This is a genomic window from Pseudomonas sp. NFACC46-3 (assembly GCF_900114515.1).
In the GTDB taxonomy this organism is placed as follows: domain Bacteria; phylum Pseudomonadota; class Gammaproteobacteria; order Pseudomonadales; family Pseudomonadaceae; genus Aquipseudomonas; species Aquipseudomonas fluorescens_Q.
This window is the reverse complement of sequence record NZ_FOTH01000009.1, coordinates 145,140-169,568: the sequence shown is the minus strand read 5'-3', so window position 1 is coordinate 169,568 and position 24,429 is coordinate 145,140. Positions and strand designations below refer to the sequence as shown.

The window sequence follows — 24,429 nt, the reverse complement described above, 5'->3', positions numbered from 1 at the left end:
CCGGACATGAACATCGCATTTATCGGCCTGGGCAACATGGGCGCCCCCATGGCGCGCAACCTGCTCAAGGCCGGCCATTCGCTGAACCTGTTCGACCTGAACCAGACGGTGCTGGCTGAACTGGCGGCATTGGGCGGCACGATCAGTGCCTCGCCTCGCGACGCGGCCCAGGGCGCTGCTCTGGTGATCACCATGCTGCCGGCCGCCGCCCATGTGCGCAGTGTCTGGCTGGGTGAAGACGGCGTGCTGGCTGGTATCGCTGCCGGCACGCCAGCGGTGGATTGCAGCACCATCGATCCACAAACCGCCCGCGACGTGGCGGCTGCCGCGGCGAAACAAGGGGTGGCGATGGCCGATGCGCCGGTCTCGGGTGGGACCGGTGGTGCGGCGGCGGGTACGTTGACCTTCATGGTCGGTGCCTCGGCCGAGTTGTTCGCCACCTTGCAACCGGTGCTGGCGCAAATGGGCCGTAACATCGTGCACTGTGGCGAAGTCGGCACCGGGCAGATCGCCAAGATCTGCAACAACCTGCTGCTGGGGATTTCCATGGTGGGCGTCAGCGAAGCCATGGCGCTGGGCGATGCCTTGGGGATCGACACCCAGGTGTTGGCCGGCATCATCAACAGTTCAACGGGGCGTTGCTGGAGTTCGGACACTTACAATCCGTGGCCGGGCGTGATCGACACGGCACCGGCGTCCCGTGGCTATACGGGTGGCTTTGGCGCCGACCTGATGCTCAAGGACCTGGGCCTGGCCACCGAAGCCGCGCGGCAGGTCCATCAGCCTGTGGTGCTGGGGGCGGTGGCGCAGCAGTTGTATCAGGCGATGAGCCAGCGGGGCGAGGGCGGCAAGGATTTTTCGGCGATTGTTAATAGCTATCGCAAGCCGCAGTAGGGGCTGGTTTCAAAGCTTTTGTGGCGAGGGAGCTTGCTCCCGCTGAGGTGCGCAGCACCTCTTGAAACGCGGCTGCTGCGCAGCCGAGCGGGAGCAAGCTCCCTCGCCACAGGTGGTCTCTCGGTTTTTTGTTTCAGGCAAAGACGAAATATTTGCGCACGGTCTCGACCACTTCCCACGTGCCTTTCATGCCCGGCTCGATGACGAAGATGTCACCAGCGCGCAGATGGATCGGCTCCATGCCCTCTGGGGTGATGATGCAGTAGCCTTCCTGGAAATGGCAGTACTCCCACTTCACGTATTCCACATACCATTTGCCGGGTGTGCAGATCCAGGTGCCCATGATCTTGCTGCCGTCTTCGCTGGTGTAGGCGTTGAGGTTGACGGTGTGCGGGTCGCCTTCGAGTTTTTCCCATTTGCAGGCATCGAGTACGGGCAGCGGATGGGTGTCGCGCAGGACGGTGATGGGTGCGGTCATGTGAGCTCCGAAAGGGGCGGAAGAGAACAGGCACCCTAACGTGCGGCATGAGCGGGTAGATGTCTGTGGTCGACATCGGGCTATCCAGAAGCGCGCATCAATCGGCCAGATGCCGAGCCAGGGCCGTGGCGTAGGCCGGCAAACCGTCGAAGTTGCGGGCGCACAGCAGCAACGCCCGGTGCGCCCAGGCTTCTTGCAGCGGGATGCATTGATACGATGGCTCGGGTGGGCGCCGGTCGATGGCAGCCTTCGGCACGATGGCAATGCCTGCACCATGGGCCACCATACGAATCAGCCCGTCGAAACCATCGGCGCGAATGCGGACTTGCATACGTGAGCCGATGTGCAGGGCCTGTTCTTCCAGGTGAATCGCCAGGGCACTGGAGGCGTTCAGCCCGACATAATCGTGGCTGAGGGTTTCGCTGAAACGTACGGCGCGACCGTCAGCCAGAGGGTGTCCGGTCGGTAGGATCAATACCAGCGGATCGTCGCGAAAAGGCCAGGTCTGAAGCCCCTCGGTGTCCACTGCGTCGGAAACGATACCGAGGTCTGCCGCGCCTTGGCGCAGCGCATGGGTGATCCGTGAGCTGGGCAATTCCTGCAGGTCAATGTCGAGGTTGGGATGGGCCTGGAGAAAATCGGCCAGCAGCTCGGGCAGGTATTCGGTCATGGCGCTGGTGTTGCACAGCAGCCGCACCCGGCCTTTGATGCCTTTGGCGTATTCGGCCAGGTCCTGTTGCAGGCGTTCGGCCTGTTGCAGCAGGATCCGGGCGTGCTCGGCCAGGGCTTTGCCTGCGGGAGTGGGCGTTACCCCACGCCGTCCGCGCTCAAGCAGGTCGATGCCCAGGGATGCTTCCATGGCCCGGACCCGCGCACTGGCCGCGGCCAGGGACAAATGGCTGCGAGCCGCACCGGCGGTGATGTTGCCGGTGTCGAGGATGTTCAGGTAGAGACGCAGGTCGGTGAGGTCGAAGTGCATGGGCGGGGATCCTGTCTCAAGTGCTGTGGCGCCTGGTTTATCGTCATCGCGAGCATCAGTGAGTTCACAGCCTCTTGCAGAAAGAGAGGCACCCTCAGTATATGGCAGATTTCCAAGCCATGTTCCGGGGCGCACGATATCCCTATGAACACACTCATCGCTTTCTATCAAAATCTCGGTCTGGCCCTTTCCCTGCTGGTCATCGGCACCTTCCTGCTGGCCGGAACCATCAAGGGCGTGATCGGCCTCGGCCTGCCGACCATCGCCATGGGCTTGCTTGGGCTGGCTATGGCTCCGACGCAGGCTGCGGCGCTGCTCATCATCCCGGCGACCCTGACCAATTTCTGGCAATTGGCATTTGGTGGTCATCTGCAAGCCCTGCTCCGCCGCCTGTGGCCACTGCTGCTGACGATTTTCATCGGCACCGGGCTTGGTACGCTGTGGCTCGGTATGACGGGTGGGGCCTGGGTGGTGCGGGCCTTGGGTGGGGCGCTGGTGCTGTATGCGCTGAGCGGGCTGTTGCTGCCAACGCTGCGGGTCGGCGCCCATGTCGAGCCGTGGATCGCCCCGCTTTGTGGGTTGCTGACCGGCCTCATCACGTCCGCCACCGGTGTGTTCGTCATTCCGGCGGTGCCCTATCTGCAAGCGTTGGGCTTGAGCAAGGATGAACTGGTGCAAGCCCTGGGCCTGTCTTTCACCGTTTCTACCCTGGCCCTGGCCGCCGGCCTGGTGTGGCGCGGCGCACTGGGCGGGGGCGAATTGAGCGCTTCGTTGCTGGCGTTGGCACCGGCGCTGCTGGGGATGTGGCTGGGGCAATGGTTGCGTCAGCGGATCAGCGCCGTGTTGTTCAAACGGGTATTTTTCATCGGCCTCGGCGCGCTCGGGGGCCACTTGATGATCAACGGCTAGCCGAGGACGCACTCAGCATGTCGATGCGGCGGATTTCGAAGTCGCGCTCCAGGTAATCCATGCGCTGCTCGAAGAACTGCTTCATGTGTGGCAGGTTCGAGTGCACATCCAGGTGCGCCTGGGAGGCCCAGATCTCATAGAAGATAAACAGCGTCGGGTCTTGCTGGTCCCGCAACATGTGATATTCGATGCAGCCGGGCTCGGCGCGGCTTGGCTCGACATAGGCGCGAAACAGCGCTTCGAAGGCCTCGGCTTTTTCCGGACGGGTCTTGGCGTGAAGGATGAAACCGTGCAATTCGCTCATCAGGTGCCTCCTGAAATGAAAGTCGGCTGAATCCTATGGCAATAATCGGCTGTTGATTCGTGCGTTTTGGTCAAATCAGTTTTGCCGTGCCGGTGCTTATTCCGCGCGAGGCTCATCGGTACGCTGCCGCCATCGTTTTCAATCTTTCCACCCCGCGGCCATGCAGTGGCCCGTGCCGTGGTACCCGATGAGGCTCTCCATGAAAAAAGTCCTGTTGCTCAACGGCGGTAAACAATTCGCTCATTCCGACGGTCGCTACAACGCCACCCTCCACGACACGGCGGTCAGTGTGTTGGACCGTGGCGGTGTTGATGTGAAAACCACCTTCATCGACGGCGGCTACGACATCAAGGAGGAAGTCGCCAAGTTCCTTTGGGCCGACGTGATCGTTTACCAGATGCCGGGTTGGTGGATGGGCGCGCCGTGGACCGTGAAGAAATACATCGACGAAGTCTTCACAGAAGGCCACGGCAGCCTCTACGCCAGCGACGGCCGGACCCGTTCCGATGCGTCGCAGAAATACGGCAGCGGTGGCCTGTTGCAAGGCAAGCAATACATGTTGTCCTTGACCTGGAATGCCCCGCAGCAAGCCTTCGACGATCCGACTGATTTCTTCGAAGCCACGGGCGTGGACGCGGTGTACTTTCCATTCCACAAAGCCAACCAGTTCCTGGGCATGACCGGCCTGCCGACCTTCCTGTGCGTGGACGTGATGAAACGTCCGAACGTTGAGGCCGATGTCGCGCGGTATGAGCAGCATTTGCGCGAGGTGTTCGGCCTTTCGCGGTAATCCGGCTAGTATCGGGACCTACCTGAAGACGATGATGCATCTGTGGCAAGGCATCTTATGTGGCGAGGGAGCTTGCTCCCGCTGAGGTGCGAAGCGCCTCTTCAAGAAGGCGGCCGCTGCGCAGCCGAGCGGGAGCAAGCTCCCTCGCCACAAAAGCCTGTCACATTGAGTTGCATCCCATGAGAGGACACCCGTGAAAGCCAGATCCGACGAATTGCAGATTTTCGTCTGCGTGATCGAATGCGGATCGATCTCTGCCGCCGCCGAGCAGGTCGGGCAGACGCCGTCGGCGGTCAGCCGCACGTTGTCGCGGCTGGAGGCAAAGCTCGACACCACGCTGATCAACCGCACCACCCGACGCATGGACCTGACCGAGGAGGGCAAGTACTTCTTCGAACAGGCCAAGGGCATCCTCGATCAGATGGATGAACTGGAGGAACGCCTGTCGTCCCGCCAGAAAAATCCCGCAGGACGCTTGCGGATCAACGCGGCCTCGCCGTTCATGCTGCACGCCATCGTCCCGCACATCGAAGAATTCCGCAGGCTCTACCCGGACATCCAGCTCGAACTCAACAGCAACGACCTGATCATCGATTTGCTGGAGCAAAGCACCGACATCGCCATCCGCATCGGCACCCTCACGGACTCGACGCTCCATGCCCGCGCCCTGGGCTGTAGCCCGTTGCACATCCTGGCCAGCCCCGCTTATCTGAAGCAGCACGGCACGCCGTCAAGCGTCGCCGAGCTGGCCGGTCACGCGCTGCTGGGGTTTGCCCAGAACGAGGGCCTCAACCAGTGGCCGCTGCGTCACGTACACGGTGATCGTTGGCCGATCCAGCCAGCCATCAGCGCGTCCAGCGGCGAGACTGTGCGGCACCTGGCGCTGCAAGGGCAGGGCATCGCCTGCCTGTCGGACTTCATGACCCGCGAAGACATCCAGGCCGGTCGGCTGAAGGTGCTGCTGGCCGATGCCAACAGCGGGTATCGCCAGCCGATCAATGCCGTGTACTACCGCAACTCGCAACTGGCCTTGCGGATCCAGTGCTTCCTGGACTTCATCCAGGGCAAGCTCGCCGACTACGCCTCGCGGGAATTCAAGGGCTGATTCGTGACTTCAAGGCAAGAGTGATTTGGGCAATGTGGACTGTTTCGCCAAGGATCGGTCCCCGATACTCGTCCCATCACTGATCTGCCAAGGAGTTCTTTCATGAACGTATTCGTCACTGGCGCTGCCGGTTTCATCGGCGGCTCCATCGCCACCGGCCTGGCCCGCGCCGGGCATCACGTCACCGGTCTGGTGCGCAGCGCCGAACAGGCGAGCGAGCTGACTGCACTGGGTATCAAGCCGGTCATCGGCACCCTCGAAGACAGCGCGCTGCTCAGCGAACAGGCACGTGCCGCCGACGCGGTGATCAATGCCGCCAGCAGCGATCATCGCGGTGCGGCAGAGGCCTTGATCGAAGGACTCAAGGGGTCGAACAAAGTGTTGCTGCACACCAGCGGTTCGAGCATCGTCGGCGATGCTTCGGGCGGTCGTTCCAGCGAGGCCATCTTCTACGAAGACAACCTGCCGCCCCCCACCGCCGACAAGGCCGCCCGTGTCGCTATCGATAATCTGGTCCTGGACGCGGCGAAACACGGCGTGAACTCGGCGGTGATCTGCAACACCTTGATCTATGGCCACAGCCTGGGGGTCAAGCGTGACAGCGTGCAGTTGCCACGGCTGCTCAAGCAGGCCCGTAAAAGCGGGGTGGTGCGGCATGTCGGGCCTGGGCAGAACATCTGGTCCAACGTGCACATCGAGGACGTGGTCGAGTTATACAAACTCGCCTTGACCCGTAACCAGCCAGGCACGTTCTACTTCGTCGAAAGCGGCGAAGCTTCGTTCATCGACATGACCACCGCTATGGCCCGAGCGCTGAACCTGGGCGAACCGCAGGACTGGCCGTTGGCCGATGCCGAAGCCGAGTGGGGCTACGAAATGGCCAACTATGGCCTGGGTTCCAACAGCCGGGTGCGGGGCAAGAACGCCCATGAGCTGCTGGGTTGGACGCCGAAGCGAACGTCGGTGGTGGAGTGGATTCTTGATGAGATGGTGTGAGTGACGCCGGTAGTGCCAGCAGAATAAGCCCCCTTGTGGGAGCAAGCAGGCTCGCTCCCACAGGTTTTTGTTGCGTGTTGCTTCAGTCGTGCTGCACGCCCGCGCGCTTGAGCATTTGCTTGCAACGCTCGGACAGGTGGAACACACGCAAGTGCTTGCCGGCTTTGCTGTAGCGCTCGCGCAAGGTCTTGAGTGCGGCGACGGCCGAGTAGTCGACGAAGCGCAAGTGGCGGCAATCGAGGGTCACCAGGGCCGGGTCGTTGGCCGGGTCGAACTGGTTGAGAAACGGTGTCGTCGAGGCGAAGAACAGCGTGCCGTGCAAGCGATAGAGTTTGCTGCCGTCGGCTTCCTGATGCGTGTCGGCGTACAGCTCCCGCGCCTGTTGCCAGGCGAAGTTGAGCGCCGCGATGATGATCCCGCAGAGCACAGCCACGGCCAGGTCGGTGAACACCGTGATGACGGTCACCGCGATGATCACCAACACATCATTCTTCGGCACCTTGTTGATCACCCGCAGCGAGGCCCAGGCGAAGGTCTGCTGCGCAACCACGAACATCACGCCCACCAGCGCAGCCAGCGGGATGCGCTCGATCAACGGCGACAGGAACAACACGAACAGCAACACCATCACCCCGGCCACCACGCCCGATAACCGTCCGCGCCCACCCGAGCTGAGGTTGATTACCGTCTGGCCGATCATGGCGCAGCCGCCCATGCCGCCGAACAGCCCGGAGGCGATGTTGGCGGCGCCCAGCGCCACGCATTCACGGTCCGGATAACCGCGGCTCTGGGTGATTTCGTCGGTGAGGTTCAGGGTCAGCAGGGTTTCCAGCAAACCGACCATCGCCATGATTACCGCGTAGGGCACGACGATCTGCAGGGTCTCCAGGTTCCAGGGAAGATCGGGCCAGGCGAAGGCAGGCAAGCTGCCGGCGATATGGGCCATGTCGCCCAGCGTTCGGGTGGGCAGGCCGAGCAGGTAGACCGCCAGGCCGACACCGAGGATCGCCACCAGGGCCGGCGGCACGCTGCGGGTCAGGCGTGGTAGCAGGTAGACAATGGCCATGGTCAGCGCCACCAGGCCGGCCATCAGATACAGCGGATCGCCGCTGAGCCAGGTTTCACCCTGCTTGAAATGCTCCAGTTGGGCCAGCGCAATGACAATCGCCAGGCCGTTGACGAAGCCGAGCATCACCGGGTGCGGGACCATGCGCACCAGCTTGCCCAACCGCAACAGCCCGAAGGCCATCATGATCAGCCCGCCCAACAGCACGGTGGCCAGCAGGTACTGCACGCCGTGTTGCACCACCAGCGCGATGATCACCACTGCCATCGAGCCCGCCGCGCCCGACACCATGCCTGGCCGTCCGCCGAACAGGGCGGTCAGCGTGCAGATGATGAACGCGCCGTAGAGCCCCATCAGCGGATTGAGGTGGGCTACCAGGGCGAAGGCGATGCATTCGGGAAGCAAGGCGAAAGAAGTGGTGAGGCCGGCGAGGGCGTCGGCGCGAAGACGTGCTGGTTTCATGATTTACCTGACTGGGCCCCGGTTGAGCGTCGGCTACCGGGGCGTGATGCAAAAACAGCTGCGGATGGTACGGAATTGAGGGCGGGGCGGCCAGCCGTTGGTCATTGTGTTGATGAAGTTGGGGCTGCTGCGCAGCCCAGCGGGAGCAAGCTCCCTCGCCACAAAGGCAATGAAAGTCTTGCGCTGAATTTTCATCAGTGCCGTGTCGCGATGTCCCTCAGCGACATTTCTTGTCTGTGTACGAAAATTACTTTCAGTGGGTTTGAAGATTCTCCGTCGAAATGATTTATGAGTTTCACAACACATCGACGTGACCCCATTCGAGGAGTAACGCATGGCCCCTGCTTTCGGTTATTGGCTATTGGTCTACGCGGCCATCGCGATCATTGCGCTGATCGTGCTGATCGCCCGTTATCGGCTCAATCCGTTCATTGTGATTACCCTGGTGTCCATTGGCCTGGCACTGCTGGCCGGGATGCCGCCGTCGGGTGTGGTGGGGGCGTACGAGGCGGGTGTCGGCAAGACATTGGGGCACATCGCGCTGGTGGTGGCACTGGGCACGATGCTCGGCAAGATGATGGCCGAGTCCGGCGGGGCCGAGCGGATGGCGCAGACGCTGATTGAACGCTTCGGCGAGCGCAACGCCCACTGGGCGATGGTGTGCATTGCCTTCCTGGTCGGGCTGCCGTTGTTCTTCGAGGTCGGGTTCGTGTTGCTGGTGCCCATCGCGTTCACCATCGCACGGCGCGTGGGCGTGTCGATCCTGATGGTGGGGTTGCCGATGGTCGCCGGGCTTTCGGTGGTCCACGCACTTGTCCCTCCGCACCCGGCGGCGATGCTGGCGGTGCAGGCGTTCCAGGCCTCGGTGGGGCAGACGTTGTTGTACGCGATCCTGATTGGCATCCCCACCGCGATCATCGCCGGTCCCCTGTACGCCAAATTCATCGTGCCACGCATCCAGCTGCCGGCTGAAAACCCGTTGGAGCGGCAATTTCTCGACCGCGAGCCCCGCGCGAACCTGCCGGGTTTCGGCGTGACCCTGGGGACTGTCCTGCTGCCAGTGATCCTGATGCTGATCGGCGGCTGGGCCAACCTGATCTCCACGCCGGGAAGCGGTTTCAACCAGTTTTTGCTGTTCATCGGCAACTCGGTGATCGCCTTGTTGCTGGCGACCGTCCTGAGCTTCTGGACCCTCGGCCTGGCCCAGGGTTTCAACCGCGAGTCGATCCTCAAGTTCACCAACGAATGCCTGGCACCGACGGCCAGCATCACCTTATTGGTGGGTGCTGGCGGTGGTTTGAACCGGATCCTGGTGGACGCCGGGGTCACCCAGCAGATTGTCGGCCTGGCCCAGGAATTCCAGTTGTCGCCATTGGTCATGGGCTGGTTGTTCGCTGCCCTGATGCGCGTCGCCACTGGCTCGGCCACTGTGGCGATGACCACGGCCTCAGGCATCGTCGCGCCCGTGGCGATCGGCCTGGGTTATCCCCATCCCGAATTGCTAGTGCTGGCCACCGGGGCCGGTTCGGTGATCTTTTCCCACGTCAACGACGGCGGCTTCTGGCTGATCAAGGAATACTTCAATATGACCGTTGCCCAAACCTTCAAGACCTGGACGGTATTGGAAACGCTGATCTCCGTGGTCGCGTTCGCCTTGACCCTCGGGCTTTCGCGCTTGTTCTGAGCGCACCGTAACTCCACAGGAGGCGCCATGGACATCCTTTACCAGATCCGCTCCCGCCAGGACTCCTTCAGCGCCGGCGAAGGCAGAATCGCCCGGCTGATGCTCGACGACGTAGGATTTGCCGCTTCCGCCAGCCTGGATGAACTGGCCCTGCGCGCCGAAGTCAGCAGCGCCACACTGTCGCGCTTCGCCCGCACCGTCGGTTGCCGCGATCTTCGCGACCTGCGCTTGCAACTGGCCCAGGCCAGCGGTGTCGGCAGCCGCTTTCTCGACCCGGCCGGAGCGCCTGAGCAGTCGGCGTTTTATGGACAGATCGTCGGCGATATCGAGGCGACCCTGCGTCAGCATCTGTCGGCGTTCGAAGAATCACGGTTCAGCGATGCCGTGCGGATGATCGGCAAGGCGCGGATGGTTCATGCATTCGGTCTCGGTGGCTGGTCGGCGTTGTGCGGTGAAGAGTTGCAGGTACGGCTAGTGCGTTTCGGCTACCCGATTGCCGCCTGCCGCGATCCGGTGATGATGCGCATCACCGCCACTTCGTTGAGTGCAGAACACCTGGTCATCGCCTGCTCGCTCACCGGTATCACCCCGGAATTGCTCGGTGCGGTGGAGCTGGCCCGCAGTTACGGCGCGCCGATCCTGGCCATCACCCGAGCCGACTCGCCCCTCGCCCGACTGGCCGATGTGGTACTGCCCCTGCAAGGCGCCGAGACCTCGTTCATCTACAAACCCACGGCGGCGCGCTACGGCATGCTGCTGGCCATCGACGTGCTCGCCACCGAGCTGGCGTTGGCTCACCCCGAAGACAATCAAGAGCGCCTGCGGCGGGTCAAGCTCGCCCTGGACGATTACCGCGGCGGCGATGATCACTTGCCGTTGGGAGACTGACATGCAATACGACACCCTTATCCGCAACGCGCTGGTCATTGATGGCCGCGATACCCCGGGCTACAACGCCGACGTAGGGATTCGCGCCGGGCGCATCGAGCGCATCGGCAACCTGGACGATGCCCGGGCGATTGAAGAAATCGACGCCGCTGGCCGTGTGCTGGCGCCGGGCTTCATCGATGTGCACACTCACGACGACACTGTGGTCATCCGCCAACCGCAGATGCTGCCCAAGCTCAGCCAGGGCGTGACCACGGTGATCGTCGGCAATTGCGGCATCAGCGCTGCACCGGTCAGTCTGCGCGGCGATCCGCCGGACCCGATGAACCTGCTCGGCACCGCGCAAGCGTTCGCCTACCCACGCTTCGCTGATTATCGGGCCGCGGTGGAGGCCGCTACGCCCGCCGTCAACGTCGCCGCATTGGTGGGCCACACCGCCCTGCGCAGCAACCACATGGAGGATTTGTTACGCACCGCCAGCGTGGGAGAAATCGCGGCCATGCGTGGGCAACTGCGCGAAAGCCTGGAGGCCGGTGCGCTCGGCCTGTCCACCGGTCTGGCCTATGCCAATGCGTTTTCGGCGTCCACCGACGAAGTCATGCAACTGAGCGAAGAATTGCAGGCCTTCGGCGCGATCTACACCACCCACCTGCGCAGTGAATTCGAACCGGTGCTCGAGGCCATGGACGAGGCGTTCCAGATTGGCCGTCACGCCCAGAGCCCAGTGATTATTTCCCACCTCAAATGCGCGGGCGCCGGTAACTGGGGACGCAGTTCGCAGGTGCTGGCGGCGCTGGAAAATGCGGCCAAAACCCATCCGGTCGGCTGCGACTGCTATCCCTACGCGGCGAGTTCCTCGACCCTGGATCTCAAGCAAGTGACCGACGCCCACCGCATCACCATCACTTGGTCGACACCCCACCCGGGCATGGGCGGTCGCGACCTCGCCGATATTGCCCACGAATGGGACGTCTCGCTGCTGGACGCCGCACGTCGTCTGCAACCGGCTGGGGCGGTGTACTACGGCATGGACGAAGGCGACGTAAGACGAATCCTCGCCCATCCACTGTCCATGGTGGGTTCCGACGGTTTGCCCGACGATCCGTTTCCCCATCCGCGCTTGTGGGGCGCTTTCCCACGGGTGCTGGGACATTTCAGTCGTGACGTCGGGCTTTTTCCGTTGCACACCGCCGTGCACAAAATGACCGGTCTGTCGGCGGCGCGCTTCGGCCTGAAGGAACGTGGCGAAATTCGTGAAGGACACTGGGCGGATCTGGTGTTGTTCAACCCGCAAACCGTTCGCGACGTTGCGGACTTCAATGAGCCACAACGGCCCGCAGAAGGCATCGACGGCGTGTGGGTCAACGGTATCCTGAGCTATCGCGATGGCCAGGCGAACGGGCGTAGACAAGGGCGCTTTCTGGTGCGGGAAGGGAATCTGTGCCTTGGCTTCAGTTCGTCGCGCGGTGCTTGAGAAAAGGTGCGCAAAGTCAGTTATTTCGTTGAACGCTGTCTCAGTGGTGGCACTGCGATATTAAAGAAGCCGAGGCCAAGGCCGAAGCAATGGGTTCAACCCGTCTAAACTGGGTCTTTTCAGTCAGGGAGTCACCCATGAGCTTCGGTAAAACCACTCCGATCCTGCGGATCTTCGATGAAGCCAAGGCGTTGGCGTTTTATGTCGACTTCCTCGGCTTCACCGTCGACTGGCAACATCGTTTCGGTGACGACTTCCCGCTGTACCTGCAAGTCTCCCGTGGCGATTGCGTGCTGCACCTGTCCGAACACCATGGCGACTGCACGCCAGGCTCGGCGCTGCGGATCGAGACCGATGAGCTGGAAACCTTCCAGGCGCACTTGCTGGCCAAAGAGTACCGCTATGCGCACCCACAGATTCAGGCCATGCCCTGGGGGAGCCAGGACATGACGGTTGTCGATCCGTTTGGCAATCGCTTGGTGTTTACCAATGCGATCAGTGTTTGAGCGGGGTTATTTTTTATTCTGACTGCCTCCCGGACGAGGCCCTGATGCCTGGTTTATTCTTTGGACGAGAGCGTTGTATTGCACATAGTCGACAAGACTGCGTCCGGTAGGTACGGTGATCTCCTGCGGAAGAATGCCGCTGCAATTGAAACAGGCAATAAAATCCGTTGGTATCTTTCCGCTAATCTTCTCAGTGTATATATGTGTATCCGAGAGTATACGTTCAGCTTGACCCGGGTAGAGTGCAACAACTGAGTTCAGCAGTCGGACCTCACCGTGAGCCCCCGGGCCTCCGGCTCGTATGGGAATGATTCCGTTGCTGTTCGTAATATGTTTTTCAATGAGCCGTTGAGTGTCTTGTTGGAGTTCATAAAAATTTTCGATAGTTCTGCTTAGCGTTGGTTCAAGCGCCAACACTTCCGGCTCTATTTCAAATTTCTGATGTGGGTCATTTTTTGTATCTCTGTATCGTTCGCCCAAGTCTGCTAAATATTCTTGTGTATTTTCGATTTTGTAGCTTCCGAAGTTTAAGTAGTAATCTTCGTTTGTGCTATCACCTACATAGCTTTTGTCTACTCCACGGTAGTTTTGCGGGCCGCCTTGTGGTCCGGTGATGTTATGGTAGAGACCGAATCCAATATCGTTATCGCCCTTATGATCAATAATGACGCCGAAAGAGTTCACAACAAGCTTTGTGCGTGTTTTTGCGTTGATGGGACCAAGATGGGGATCTTTTTCAGGGGGGGCGACGGGCCGTTTGTTCGGTCTGGTAGATGGACCACTTATCATTGCCTGCGAGTCTGAAGTGCCAGTGTCTCTCACCCATGCCAATACGTCGTCTTTTGCCAAACCTTGGTAGTCAACAAATCTCATCGGGTTGTTCCCCACCATGCAATACAGGTTCAGCCCGTCAACCGCCCCCGCTGGATCGGGACTGATCCAGCGTTGCAACCACGGTGCGTAGTAGCGGTGCCCGTAGTAATACAGGCCGCTGGCGTCACGCTCCTTGCCGGAATAGCGAAGGGTCCGGTAGTCGGCTTCCACGGCTGATCGGGACGCAGCCCAAGCGGTTCCGCCGTAGGGGAGATAGCTTTCCTGGCTGATCAGCCAGCCTTCATCGTCGAGTTCCAGCGAGCTGGAACCCAGGTGATCGTCCAGGCTGTAGCGCGTCTGGTTGGCGGCGATGCCGGCTGGGCGGCCTTCGGTCCAGTGCAAGTACCGCACGCTGCAACGGCCGGCCTGCAGGGTGATGACTTCCAGGCGTTCGTGCTGACGGGTGTGGATTTCGAGGCCCGGCAGGTAACGGACTTCCCGGGTATGGGTCACAGCCGAAGCATAGGTGACCTGGACCTTGCGCACCCGTTGCCCCGTGCTGTCATAGCCATAGCGCTCAAGGTCGTGGCGGCCGTCTGCGCGCTGCACCAGCGTCACGCTGGCGAGTTGATTGCGGGCATTCCATTCCAGCGCCCGGCCCGGATGGAGTACCTGCGGGTTACCGTTGGCATCGTAGTGTTCAGCCTTGTTCCAGGACAGCAGGCGATTGCTGGAGGCGGCTATCTCCAGCTTCCGGGTGTAGTTGTTGCGGTCGCGGACATGGCGCAGTTCGATCAGGTTGCCACCGGCGTCGTACTGGTAGTGCTCGGTAAACGGGAACAGTTGCCGGGCGTCGAACGGCGTCCTGCTGAAGGCGGGAAGTTCGGGATTGCTGGTCAGCCCCGCCGTTTCACGGCCCGTCGCGCTGCTCAACTGGTAAAGGCTGTCGTAGGTGAACGTGCAGGTGGCGTCGACCCGTTGGTTGCTGCCGAACTGCACCGGTTGGGCCCGATCCTCGATGTGCGTCACGTTACCCACCGCGTCGTAGGTGTAGCGCAGATCCTGCAAGGTGTTGCCAGACACCGACGCGCTGAGTGAGATCAGTCGGCCGCTGGCCGGATCGAATGCGGCGCGACTGATGACGCCGTTGCCGGCAACCTGGGATTCGACCTGGCCAGACGCGTTGTAGACGAGATCCTTCAGGATGGTTTTTTCAGTCGTAGCGTCTTTTACTTTCAGGCTCACAACCTTGAGTTGGCCGGCGATATCAAACCCGTAGCGCTGTTGGTGCCGGGCCGCATCCACCAGCAGGATAGGGTGCGCCAATGCATCGTAGCGCCAGTGGGTTTCGTAGCCGTTGCCCTTTTCCAGCAGTTTGTCGCGGGCGATCTCCTCGGCCGGCCAGTCGGGTTGTGCCGCATCGACGAGGAAGTGTCGCGCCTGGCCAAGCGGTTTGCCGCAGAGGGCGTATTCATCGACGAGCAGGCTGCCCGCGCTGTCATCGTGGCGGATCAGGGCGCCGCAAAGGTTGCGTGCGGCGGATTCCGGCGAGCTGTCGCCGTAGCGCAGGCATTCGACTCGGCGCGGATCCTGATCTGGCAATTGCTCGTGGATGGCGGTCGGCCTTAGCTGCTGGTCGTAAGTGGTGCGCCAATGGTTTCCTCGCTGATCCCAGCTGCGCACGATCTGTCCGGCAGCGCCAGGGAGATTCAGGCGCCAGCCGGCGTCGACGCTGTTCACCAGCAGCGGCTTGCCGGAAAGGCTGTAGACGGTCGTCAGGTTGGCTTCGGTTGCTGTGTCGAACAGCCTTGGGTCCCACTGCGCAACCTGGCGTCCAGCCGTGTCGTGGTGTTGGCGGGTGATGCGCGCTTGGGATTGTTCTTCTGCGTTGCGCCGGCAGTAAGCGACCTGGCGCACGGGCAGGCCTCGACTGTCGACAGCCTTGAGCGTCGGTGTCCTGCGGTGAAGGCCTGGATTCATGCCTCACCTCCGATAGCCGGTGCTTGTTCGGCCATGACCTCTTCCAGGGTGTCGTTCTCGTCCTCGTCCAGGGTGTACCAGGCATGGCGGGAGTGCCGCCGCATATAGGAAAGGCCAGCCTGTGTGGCCAGGCGTGTGCGGGTGGGGCGACCCAATGCATCGTAGAACTGTTGGTCACAATGACCGAACTGCCGCAAGGACTCGTCGTTGATGTAGCGGTGCTGATCGGCGAAGTAAGGGCGGTAGAGGCGGATCGGCAACCCCTTGTTGTTGTATTCCACCCGTTCGCTGACACGCCAGCGTGTTGCCGTTGTTTGCTCCATGGGTTTTTCGTCCTTGAGCGCCAGTGCTCCCTGGGATGTGACGACGTAGGCCATGCCCGGCTCGACCCGTTGCTTGCTTTGCAGGGTTCGACCGAAACCGTCGAAGCAGGTGATGGCAATGCGGATTTGCTGCTGGTCGTCATCGGGGTAGCGGTCGGCCACCAGTGCGGCGATGTGCACCGGCTCACGCGTTGCGGCATCCATTTCGTTCTTCAGTTTCAGGTCGTCGGCGCAGAGTGTTTGAAGATCCCCCAGTCGCGTTCGAGCCGACGCACGGATATGTCCGCTGGGGAGCAGGTCTCGGTTGAGCACGCATCGCGCCAGCCAGTCGCCGTCCGCCAGCGCGGCGTTCGACACGCAACCCATCCAGCTGAAGGGCGTGTAACAGAGCGCTGTGGCGGCCTCCTGCAAGGCGTCCTGGCGCTGTTCGATCGCTTCTGTCGAACTGTCGAAACACAGCCGCTTGAACTGCGCGATGGGTTTGAAACCCACGGGGGTGTTGTTTTCGGTACCGTAGAATGTCGTGGCCAATACTTGGCCGAAGGCATCAACCAGGCCTTCCTGGACGTTGCCGTTGGGATCGGTAATGCGCCGTGGCAGCAGCGAGCGGTAATCGTAGAGCGCTTGGGTGACACAGCCATCGGGCAGTTTGAATGCGGTGATAAAGCAGTGGTAATTGTCGTAGCTGAAGGCGGTCACGCCATGGTGTTCACTCGCCTGTTGGGTCTGGATTTTGTAGAAGCCTTCCAGTGGCGCGTAGGTCGCAAGATCTCTTTTGACTGACCAGAGTTTGTCGAGCAGTGGCGTCGCCGGCAGAAAGGCGTCCATGCGGTGGTAGCCGATTCGTTCCAGCAGCTTGCCCTTCGGGCGGGAGGTTTGTGGCAACAGATGGAAAGCTTTCAAGGCGGTTTCGTCCAGCTCGGCGGTTTCCATGTGGGCGCCCAGGGCTTCGAAGTGGGCGACGCCGTCCGGCAAGGTTTCTGCGGTGGAGGCGTCCTTGTAGCGTTGCACCGACAGGCCAGTCAGAACGCTTTGGGTTATCCAGGCGGTTTCCCCGGTGAGTTCGATGAACCTTTCATAGGTCATGTCCCGTGTGCTCAGCCCGCCGGTCTCGGGTGCCTTGGGTTTCTTCAGCGCATGGGTCCGCTGGCGGTACGGCAAGCCCAGTCGCCAACCCTGAGGCGCTGGCAGATGGATGTACTCGGCGCAGGTTTCGGTCAGGTAATGGAACTGTTGCGCTGGATCATGAGCATCGCGCCACCAGCGCTGCTGATCGGCGTCACTGAACGGCGGAACATCGTCGAGGGTTTTTCGTCGGGCGTAATGGACGTTTACGCTGTGAGTCAGCGAGCCATAGGCGTCGTACTGCAGATTGAAGGTGTGCTGGCATTGCGGATCGTCGGTCAGGCCTTCGTACTGATAGTGGATGGACTCCAGCAGCAGCGGCAACATCCGGGCATGGCGCCGGTTGCCCTCGGGTGCCTGGAGCAGGCGTATGCGATAGCGATTTTCCTGGACCGAATACAACGTTCTGCTGCCCTGGCGCGTATCGACTCCAAATATCTCGCTTCGCAGTAGATAGCCACTGAGGGCGCGAGACATTTCCAGGATGGTCGCCGTGGTGGCCGAGGCAATGAGGGTGTCGCTCCCGATCTCAGGCTGGTATTGGCTCAGCAAGGTCTTGCCCGGCGCCACGGCGATGGGATCCGCGTGGCTGTAACCGATACGGGGCAGGTCCACCGCCTGGCCGGTGTGAAACCAGTTCTTGGTCAGGCACGGCGTCGTGAAGCCTGGCGATTCGGTATCGCCGGGGTTGGCCTGCTCGTCGGTTTGCAGCAGCAGGCCAAAGCCGCGAAATTCCCGTTCGATGCCGTCGTAATAACCTTGGCGATAGGTGAAGGACTGGAGCAGCCGATTGCCCGTTATCTCGTCCAACTGGGTTTGATTCGATACCACGTGCACGACCAATGGCAGATGACAAGCCAGGGGCCTGTCGGCGGCCATTCTTTCGGCTTTTTCGTCCAGCCATTCCTGCGCGGAACTGCGGTAGCGGATACTGTTGGCGGCACCCATATTGTTGTTTGTGCCGGTGAGTAAATACGGTTTCGCGCTGACGAAGTCGCAGCGCCAATGTTGGTTTCCCCTGTGGGGCAGGCTCAGGACCAGGCTGGAGCAGCCGAGGCCTTGCAGGTCGGCGATGCTCACCTGGCACAGGCGGTCGTAGTGCAGGCCTTGGGGCCAGGGCAGCGCCACGGGAGGGCTGAAGCCATTGCCACCGCGGTTCATGAAGATCAGCGCCTGGTCCGCTTGCAGGTAGATCAGATCGGTGGCGCCGGAGCCATCGAGGTCCGCCAAACGAATATGCGAGGCGTCGAAGGTTTCGTATGCCAGGCCCGGTGAACCCAGCACGATGCCGTTGCCGAAACGTCCATGCCCCAGGTTTGGCCAGCACTTCACTTCGTTGTGACGAATGCGTACCAGGTGCTGTTGGCCACTGCCGAGCATGTCGCTGAATGCCACCAACTCGGAGGGCGACGCGCTGATGAGTGGGAGGGCGTCGTCTGCCTCGCCGCGAGATATTTCGCGGGCTGCCGAAAAACCATTCTCCTGCTGGTTGGCGTACACGCGAACGCTGCGTGGGCCGATCAACACCAGGTCGCTGAGGCCCGCGCCCATCAGGTCGGCCAGCTGCCCTTGTGGATTGAAAAATTCTGCGGGGAACGCGTTGAACGTGGCGAAATCCGACCAGTTGCGCTCGGGACCGAGGGAGAAAAAACCGCTCCACCCCGGCTGGGCGATGATCCAATCCAGTCGACCGTCGCCCGTGAGGTCGCTCAGTGACTGCTGCAGTGGTTTTGCAGGGTCGGCAACGGGAATGCGGGGCAACGCCCGCCATTGGCCGTAAGCCACTTCATTGCTGTTGGCCTTGGCTCGCATGGGTTCGCGGTAATACCAACCGCCATCGCCTCGATGGAGTAGGCCCGGCAAGCCTTCGCCGTACAGATCCACCAGTTGAAAACCCTGGTTTTTGTTGAGCCCCGGCATGTTTTGCCAAGGCTGCCAGTCGGGGCGTTCAAGCGGGAACTTGAACTCGCTGTAGCTGAACTCGACAGGCGGACGGTGATCGGCCGTCGTCGAGTCGCCGAATGCCTGGTCGTGGGCGGCGGTCAGTTGGTGATAGCCCAGGCTGGTCTGACGATAATCGAGCAGCACGCGTCGCACCAGGACGGGGGCCGCGCCCCATTCATCAGGAAAACGGTGGAACATCAGTACCTGGCGGCACAGTCGTTCGGTGCGTAACTCAAAACCGTAGGCGAAGCTGGAAAACGCATCGTCACGGGCCAGCCATTGGTGGCCTTCATAGTTCGGCTTCCGTTGGTATTCCGTGCTCCGTTCACCGTAGTCGAACACCAATTCGAAGTGCCATTGCACAGCCTTCAGCCGATCCGCTTCCCACAGGTAGAGGTCCGCATCGGCCTTGAAATTGCCATAGCACACCCGGCTCAGATAGCGCTGCGCCGTGACGTCGGCCTTGTACTGGTAAAGGATGTGCTCGCCGTGGGGGTTCAGGCTTTCTTCCAGCAGCCATTCGCCCACACGCCTTGCATCCAGGGGATCTGCTCGACGCGCAGAAGGGCTTTTTCCGAATACATGGAGGCTGCCATCGGCATCATGTACGAGCCAGAAACCCGGTGTTTCCTTGTCCGACGACCAATACTCGATCCGCTCGAAGCGGCTTTCGATTCTCGGAAAGTAGCGGACTACTGTGTAGGTCTTGTTCAGCGCCAGATGGTTGTAGCGGTCGATGCGCGTCGAGCGGATAGCACCTTGCGGATCTCGCTCGGGCAACCACACCACGGCACCGGGGCCGATGATCTCGTCTTCTTCGGTATAGGCCGGTACACCCTGGGCGGTCCATCGCGCCACACAGGGCAGCGACAGCCCCCAGCCGATGCCGAACACGTCATTGCCGGCCGAGCTGGCGTACCCCAGCGACAAGGAGGGGGCGAAACCGCGACCCGGGGAAATCGGCAGGGCAATCTCATAGGACGCCGTGCCGTGGGCGCCGATGGCGGCCCAGCCTTTGCCGATGCTCTGGATGGCGCCGCCGCCCTTGGGCAGTGACGGCGCGTTGACAGGCATTGTGCTGTGTTCACTCATCGCGAACCTCCGCCAGCCCGGGCTGTGTAGTTCACCTGCACGATGATGTCAGTCAGTGACGCCAACATGTCCTTTTGGGCTTCGGGGTTGGGGAAGTTCAGGCACCACGTGGAGACCGCACCGGTGTATTCGAAGGGCAGGTAGCGCTCATCGTTGAAGTTGAGGGTGAACAGGCCGTTATCGTCGACCCCCGTGGAAAGGGCAATTTGCTGGTTGGCGTAGCGGCTTTCCACGGGCTGGCCACCGGGAGACATGAACACCTTGCTGGCGGTCTGGGTCAGCGTGGCCCGAATGTTTTCATAAGGGCCGACGATGGCTGGCAAGGAGACGCTGATGGTCTTGATGCGCCGCAGGTAATGCTGCCGATCTTTGTAGTCTTCCTCGAACAACTCTTGGGTCAGCTCGAATTCGCACTGGCCTTGCAACAGGTCGGCGTGAATTTGCGCCCATTCCTTGTTAATGGTGCTGGTTGCGGTTCTGCTTTTGAGTTGACGCAGCGATACCGTTTTACGAATTTCCAGATCCCGCTCGTTGCGGCGCAAGTATTCGGCCTGCATGTTCAACAGGCTCAGCTTCAGCTGCTCGCCCATTCCGAGGCCCCGATAGGTCGCATTCCAGGTGTCGGGTTGGATGAAGCGCGTGTTCAAATCCGCCAGTTCATACTGCCAGCAAGCTTCAGCCGTCAGGCAAAGACCCACTGTTGCGTCGTAGGCTTGGCGGTAGAGCGCGGCAAACTGGCTATTGAGCCATTGGTACAGTTGAGCTTTGGTAAAGCGCTTGCGGAAAAAATCGTAGTTGGTCTTGGCTTGGCCCAGGCTCGATTCCGCCAGGCGAAGTTGCAGGTGCGTGGCCGTTTCCTGCTCGGCAACATGTGCCAGTTGTGCGTCGACCTGCGCCAGTTCGAGCTGTGCCTGGTCTCGGGCCTGGGTCCATTCCTGCCGACGACGATGGAACTGTGCCGTCCGCTCGAGATGGGCCGCTGTCGTGCGGTCGCTGATGGCGGTGCCTTGGGCGATCGCTGCTCCAGCGTGCAGCGCACCTTCCCAACGGGAGCCGCCATTGCTGAAGCCAAAAATGTTAGGGGTCATCATTAGGCTGCCTGCTACTGCCTGGGAGTCGGACGCATCCCGTTCGGCTGAGCCACTTCTCAAGTACAACCGACAGGCGTGCCTCTCGGCTTCACTGACGCCTTTGTCCAGCAGATTCTGGTAGTAATGGGCTCGTCCCGCGACGATAGAACGGCTGGCCAGCAGCGCCTGGCGGTTATGGCGGTCGATCTTCAGTGCCTGGCGTTGCAGGTCGACCGAGATTTTCGCCAGGTCCCAGGCTTGCTGTTGTTGCAGTTCCTGCAATTGAGCCTGCTCTTTGCGCTCGATCAGCGATAGCAGCGTGGCGCCGAACTGGCTGAGGCTTTCAACGGCACTCTGTGCCTGGCTGTGCATGACCATGAAGCGATAGTTCGGGAGGTGTGGGAGCGATAAACCCGACGCGGCGCTGTCGGCGATGTTCAGGGCGTTGGCACCGGGCAAGGCGCGAGGATCCAGCGGCGGAGCGAACAGCGGCAAATGCAGCGGCTTGCCGACGATGTCGAGGTTATGCCGCAGGTTGTACAGGCGACTTTCGGTGATGTCCCAGCGTTTGAGCAGCTCGGGGTTGAACGGTACGCGCAAGTACGGGGTATCGATCGCAGGCAAGGACGACGGCGAAGGGTTACCACGAATGCGCAACGGGTGGGGGGTGTCGGACTGGCTCAGGAAACGTTCGAACCCGCGCAGGTTTTCATTGCTGCTTTCGCTCAACGCTTGCAGGCTGATGCTCGTCCATTGATCGAGTGTCTGAACGACCGCCCGCGGTCCCAATAACTCCAGCGCCCGTACGTACCATAGCTTGGCCTCACTGAGGCTATCGGGTGTCAGCGCGCGATACGCGGCGTCGCCTCGGTTGATCAGGATGTCGAGGTACAGGAAGTACAGCGCTTTGCGAAAGTGCACCGGATGACTGAGGGCAATCTGGTGTGGGTCGTGGGGGGCCTGGTCGTGATAGGCCGTCATATTGCTGTCGACCAGAGGCACGCTTCTCCAACACCCCTCATTTGCGCGACTCGGGTCGAAGACATATCGGAGCCAGCGTTCGGCTTCGTCGTATCGTTGTTCGGTGTTTAGCCGGTGGGCGATCAGCCACGGTACGTAGAGGAACAGCTCCGTGAAGTAACGGCCGTATGGGCCGTGGAAATCCATCTTGTTGCTGACGACGCCTGGTAAGGCCGGTTCCGGCAAATGTTGGGTCTGCCAATCAAACAAATCATCCAGGCTGTTTTCGGTATGACGGATCAGTTCTGGAGCGAATAGGGTGTTCAACCTGATGGGCTGGCGCGGTTTGTTCTGGGCATCGCTTTCGTTGATGGCGGAACCGGCGAAATCGATGGATTGACTGGCGCCCAGGCCTGGCGTCGATACGTGAGTAATGGTTGGCGGCTGGAGGCGTGCCGGAGTGAACTTCAGCTTGATCGCCTTGAGGGCGGAGTAGAGTTTTTTTTCCGGCTCCTCGGGGTGAACGAAGGCGACCCCACAAAGGAAAGTGTCACCGTGCTTGGCGAGGTCTGTGCTGCGCCAGGTGAACTCAAGGAACTTCTCCAGGTTCGGTGCGGGGCTGGACTCTGCTACGACCGTCAGGTCTTCAAAGGTTAACGATTGAGTGTGCGAGGCGTCCGGGCGGCGGAAAATCACGTACTGGAGGAGGAGGGGTTCGTCCAGACTAACGAATGTCTCACCCAGGTTCAGCGGGGCGGAATTGTTCGCGTGCAGGGTCAGGTTTTGCACCTTGCCGGCATAGCTGGTGTGGTCCACACGTCGACTTGCCGCGATCAGATGCCGCGCTGCCTGGGTGGAGATCAATTTCCCTTGAAAGTCGTTGGTTAACGTGATGCCTGGCGAGTGTTCATTATCCTTGGCCGCATCGGTCATATGATCGAATGACAGCCGGTAGTTTTGCTCGAGGAACTTCGAAGGGGCATTGTGTATTGAAGAAAACGAACCCCCGCTAAGGGCTACATAGGGCGTTTCTGGCAAGCTCCGGGCAGGGAGCACCCAAACAAACTGAAGTCGAGGCGTCTTATAGGGCACGGTTGTCAGTCTCAAGCGCATTTCCATACGGTTTGACGACGTTCTAACCCCGTAGTGCTCGAGGTGGATGATTGCGCTCATACGCAGCGTGAGGGTTGAGGGGGATGGCCCGTCGACTGATTCGATGCCAATGCGTTGCCGATGCCCATCGAAATCCGACATGGAGACTTCCATATTCTCGGGGAGGGCAACTTCAATGGGGACGATTTCGGCGGATGTTTTGGTTTGGATACGTTGCGCCGTAGCGCTGACGAGTGTTTTTTCATCGGCGTTGTACTGGCGATAATGCTCTTTCGCTGCTTGTTCCGTGGTGGCTGAGCTACCGGGCTCAGGGGTGAGGTTTTTATCGATGCACGTTGTTTTAATGAACGTGAAGTGGTTGCCGGTTGAATTGAGCGAGTCGGTCCTGGCTTCACGTGCACACAAGGCGAGAAACAACACATCGCGCGCACCCTTGCGGTATTGCACAGCAACAGTGCCGACCAATGCCTTGATCGCATCCAGCTCCATGCTGCGAAGCGCGTTGTCCTCGCAATAGCCCTGCAGGCAAACACGCGGGGTGCTCCAGCTTCCATCCGGTTTTTTGAAACAGAGGCTCAAGCGTAATAGCGGATGATGGGTGGTCGCTTGTGACGGTGAAGAAGCATTGCGGGTGGCTGATGGATCCTGATGGATGCATTCGGCCCATACGACGAACAAACGATTGTTGAACCAGACCGGCCTTATTGAATGTTCGACCGCGTTATCGGAAATTGGCACGTTGGCTTTTTCCCAGTCCGACCAGGCGTAGGGATCGGGCTGGTCAAGTTTCGGCGGGGTGGCAGGCGAGGGCGGTGGCGTGCCGTTGATTGGGCGTTGAGCCATGTTCAGCGAACGCCAGAAATAGCTGTTCTCGGAGCGTGATTTGGCAATGAAATAGTAAGTGCTGTTGGCAAAGTCCTCGCCATCGATGTAGCCAGTGAGAATGTTCAGGTTGGCGACTTCTTCGAACCGGGTCAGGTATGCCGTGACCGCGGACTGGACCGCATCGGGTTGAATCTGGTTCTGATTGAGGTCGTTTTCCAGTTGCCGGAAGTTGTCGCTCTTGTTGGCCCTCAGCAATGGGTCCAGATAAATCGCCGGGAAATAGAGCAACTTTTGATGGGCGGCCCAGGTGGGGTATTGATGCAGCTCGTTGCGCCAAGTCTTCAGGTGCTCGGCGCCCAGGCTTGCCGAGTCGTAGCCGGGTTCCAGGTTCATCAGGATGCGATGGACGTATTGCTGCAGGCTGGCGATGGCACACGCCACGGGTGTGGTGGGCACGTCCTGGCTGACCAGCACATCGAGCAACCAGTATTCGTAAAGCGCCTCGGCCGTCTTGAGCTTCAGGTTTCTTGTCGTAGGGTTGTTGGGCGCGACCTGGTTCAAATAGAGCGCTAACTGTGCATCACGCAGGCTTTCATCAAGCTGCTTTTTTATGGCAACGGTCATATTCAATCCTTGAATGTTGAGGACG

At 60.7% G+C, this 24,429-nt stretch carries 16 protein-coding genes; 9 read left to right on the top strand and 7 right to left on the bottom strand.

Going from position 1 to position 24,429, the window contains the following annotated elements; genetic code table 11:
- The first annotated feature begins 6 nt into the window (after positions 1–6).
- Entirely contained in the window at positions 7–894 is an 888-nt protein-coding gene (mmsB, locus tag BM300_RS12365) for a 3-hydroxyisobutyrate dehydrogenase (protein WP_092146243.1), read from the top strand.
- Between the two features lie 133 nt (positions 895–1,027).
- Here the strand turns inward: mmsB and BM300_RS12360 are convergent, their stop codons facing one another.
- Together BM300_RS12360 and BM300_RS12355 are read right to left on the bottom strand one after the other, a co-directional pair.
- Positions 1,028–1,372 carry a cupin domain-containing protein gene (locus BM300_RS12360; RefSeq protein ID WP_024781087.1) on the bottom strand — a complete coding sequence of 115 codons (345 nt, stop codon included), beginning with the start codon at positions 1,370–1,372 and terminating at the stop codon, positions 1,028–1,030.
- 97 nt (positions 1,373–1,469) lie between these two features.
- A complete protein-coding gene (locus tag BM300_RS12355; RefSeq protein ID WP_063323065.1) occupies positions 1,470–2,351 on the bottom strand; it encodes a LysR substrate-binding domain-containing protein in 882 nt (293 codons plus the stop codon).
- Between the two features lie 144 nt (positions 2,352–2,495).
- On the opposite strand from BM300_RS12355, the gene BM300_RS12350 reads away from it, so the two are divergent.
- Positions 2,496–3,260 (top strand): sulfite exporter TauE/SafE family protein, encoded by a 765-nt coding sequence (locus BM300_RS12350; RefSeq protein ID WP_092224431.1) that lies wholly within the window; start codon positions 2,496–2,498, stop codon positions 3,258–3,260.
- Here the strand turns inward: BM300_RS12350 and BM300_RS12345 are convergent.
- Complete coding sequence (locus BM300_RS12345; RefSeq protein WP_063323063.1) at positions 3,250–3,564, bottom strand: putative quinol monooxygenase; 315 nt, start codon at positions 3,562–3,564, stop codon at positions 3,250–3,252. The genes BM300_RS12350 and BM300_RS12345 overlap by 11 nt on opposite strands.
- A 199-nt stretch (positions 3,565–3,763) precedes the next feature.
- Between BM300_RS12345 and BM300_RS12340 the strand changes: the two genes are divergently transcribed.
- From BM300_RS12340 to BM300_RS12330, 3 genes are all read left to right on the top strand, one after another.
- The gene (locus BM300_RS12340) at positions 3,764–4,354 is read left to right on the top strand and encodes an NADPH:quinone oxidoreductase MdaB (RefSeq protein WP_063323062.1); all 591 of its coding nucleotides are present in this window, start codon (positions 3,764–3,766) and stop codon (positions 4,352–4,354) included.
- Positions 4,355–4,547: 193 nt separating this feature from the next.
- Positions 4,548–5,459, top strand: coding sequence for a LysR family transcriptional regulator (locus BM300_RS12335; protein ID WP_072340878.1), 912 nt, complete (start codon positions 4,548–4,550; stop codon positions 5,457–5,459).
- A 102-nt stretch (positions 5,460–5,561) separates the two neighbouring features.
- Positions 5,562–6,455, top strand: a complete 894-nt coding sequence (locus tag BM300_RS12330) for an NAD-dependent epimerase/dehydratase family protein (protein ID WP_092224429.1) — start codon at positions 5,562–5,564, stop codon at positions 6,453–6,455.
- Between the two features lie 82 nt (positions 6,456–6,537).
- Here the strand turns inward: BM300_RS12330 and BM300_RS12325 are convergent, their stop codons facing one another.
- Complete coding sequence (locus BM300_RS12325; protein ID WP_063323059.1) at positions 6,538–7,983, bottom strand: SulP family inorganic anion transporter; 1,446 nt, start codon at positions 7,981–7,983, stop codon at positions 6,538–6,540.
- 334 nt (positions 7,984–8,317) lie between these two features.
- Here BM300_RS12325 and BM300_RS12320 point away from each other — a divergent pair, with 334 nt between their 5' ends.
- The 4 genes from BM300_RS12320 to BM300_RS12305 all read left to right on the top strand — a co-directional run bounded on the left by BM300_RS12320 (position 8,318) and on the right by BM300_RS12305 (position 12,535).
- Complete coding sequence (locus BM300_RS12320) at positions 8,318–9,667, top strand: GntT/GntP/DsdX family permease (RefSeq protein WP_092224427.1); 1,350 nt, start codon at positions 8,318–8,320, stop codon at positions 9,665–9,667.
- A gap of 27 nt (positions 9,668–9,694) precedes the next feature.
- The gene (locus BM300_RS12315; RefSeq protein ID WP_092146237.1) at positions 9,695–10,555 is read left to right on the top strand and encodes a MurR/RpiR family transcriptional regulator; all 861 of its coding nucleotides are present in this window, start codon (positions 9,695–9,697) and stop codon (positions 10,553–10,555) included.
- Between the two features lies 1 nt (position 10,556).
- Positions 10,557–12,029: an N-acyl-D-amino-acid deacylase family protein gene (locus tag BM300_RS12310; protein WP_092463007.1), complete on the top strand. Its 1,473-nt coding sequence runs from the start codon at positions 10,557–10,559 to the stop codon at positions 12,027–12,029.
- Positions 12,030–12,166: 137 nt separating this feature from the next.
- Positions 12,167–12,535, top strand: coding sequence for a glyoxalase superfamily protein (locus BM300_RS12305; protein ID WP_092463005.1), 369 nt, complete (start codon positions 12,167–12,169; stop codon positions 12,533–12,535).
- A gap of 6 nt (positions 12,536–12,541) precedes the next feature.
- On the opposite strand, the gene BM300_RS12300 is transcribed toward BM300_RS12305, so the two are convergent.
- The 3 genes from BM300_RS12300 to BM300_RS12290 are packed head-to-tail and all read right to left on the bottom strand — an operon-like array spanning position 12,542 to position 24,404.
- Entirely contained in the window at positions 12,542–15,328 is a 2,787-nt protein-coding gene (locus BM300_RS12300; RefSeq protein ID WP_092463004.1) for an RHS repeat-associated core domain-containing protein, read from the bottom strand.
- Positions 15,325–19,812: a SpvB/TcaC N-terminal domain-containing protein gene (locus tag BM300_RS12295; protein WP_092463002.1), complete on the bottom strand. Its 4,488-nt coding sequence runs from the start codon at positions 19,810–19,812 to the stop codon at positions 15,325–15,327. The genes BM300_RS12300 and BM300_RS12295 overlap by 4 nt, the downstream gene beginning before the upstream one ends.
- Positions 19,809–24,404 (bottom strand): Tc toxin subunit A-related protein, encoded by a 4,596-nt coding sequence (locus tag BM300_RS12290; protein ID WP_092463000.1) that lies wholly within the window; start codon positions 24,402–24,404, stop codon positions 19,809–19,811. The genes BM300_RS12295 and BM300_RS12290 overlap by 4 nt, the downstream gene beginning before the upstream one ends.
- Between the last annotated feature and the right edge of the window lie 25 nt (positions 24,405–24,429).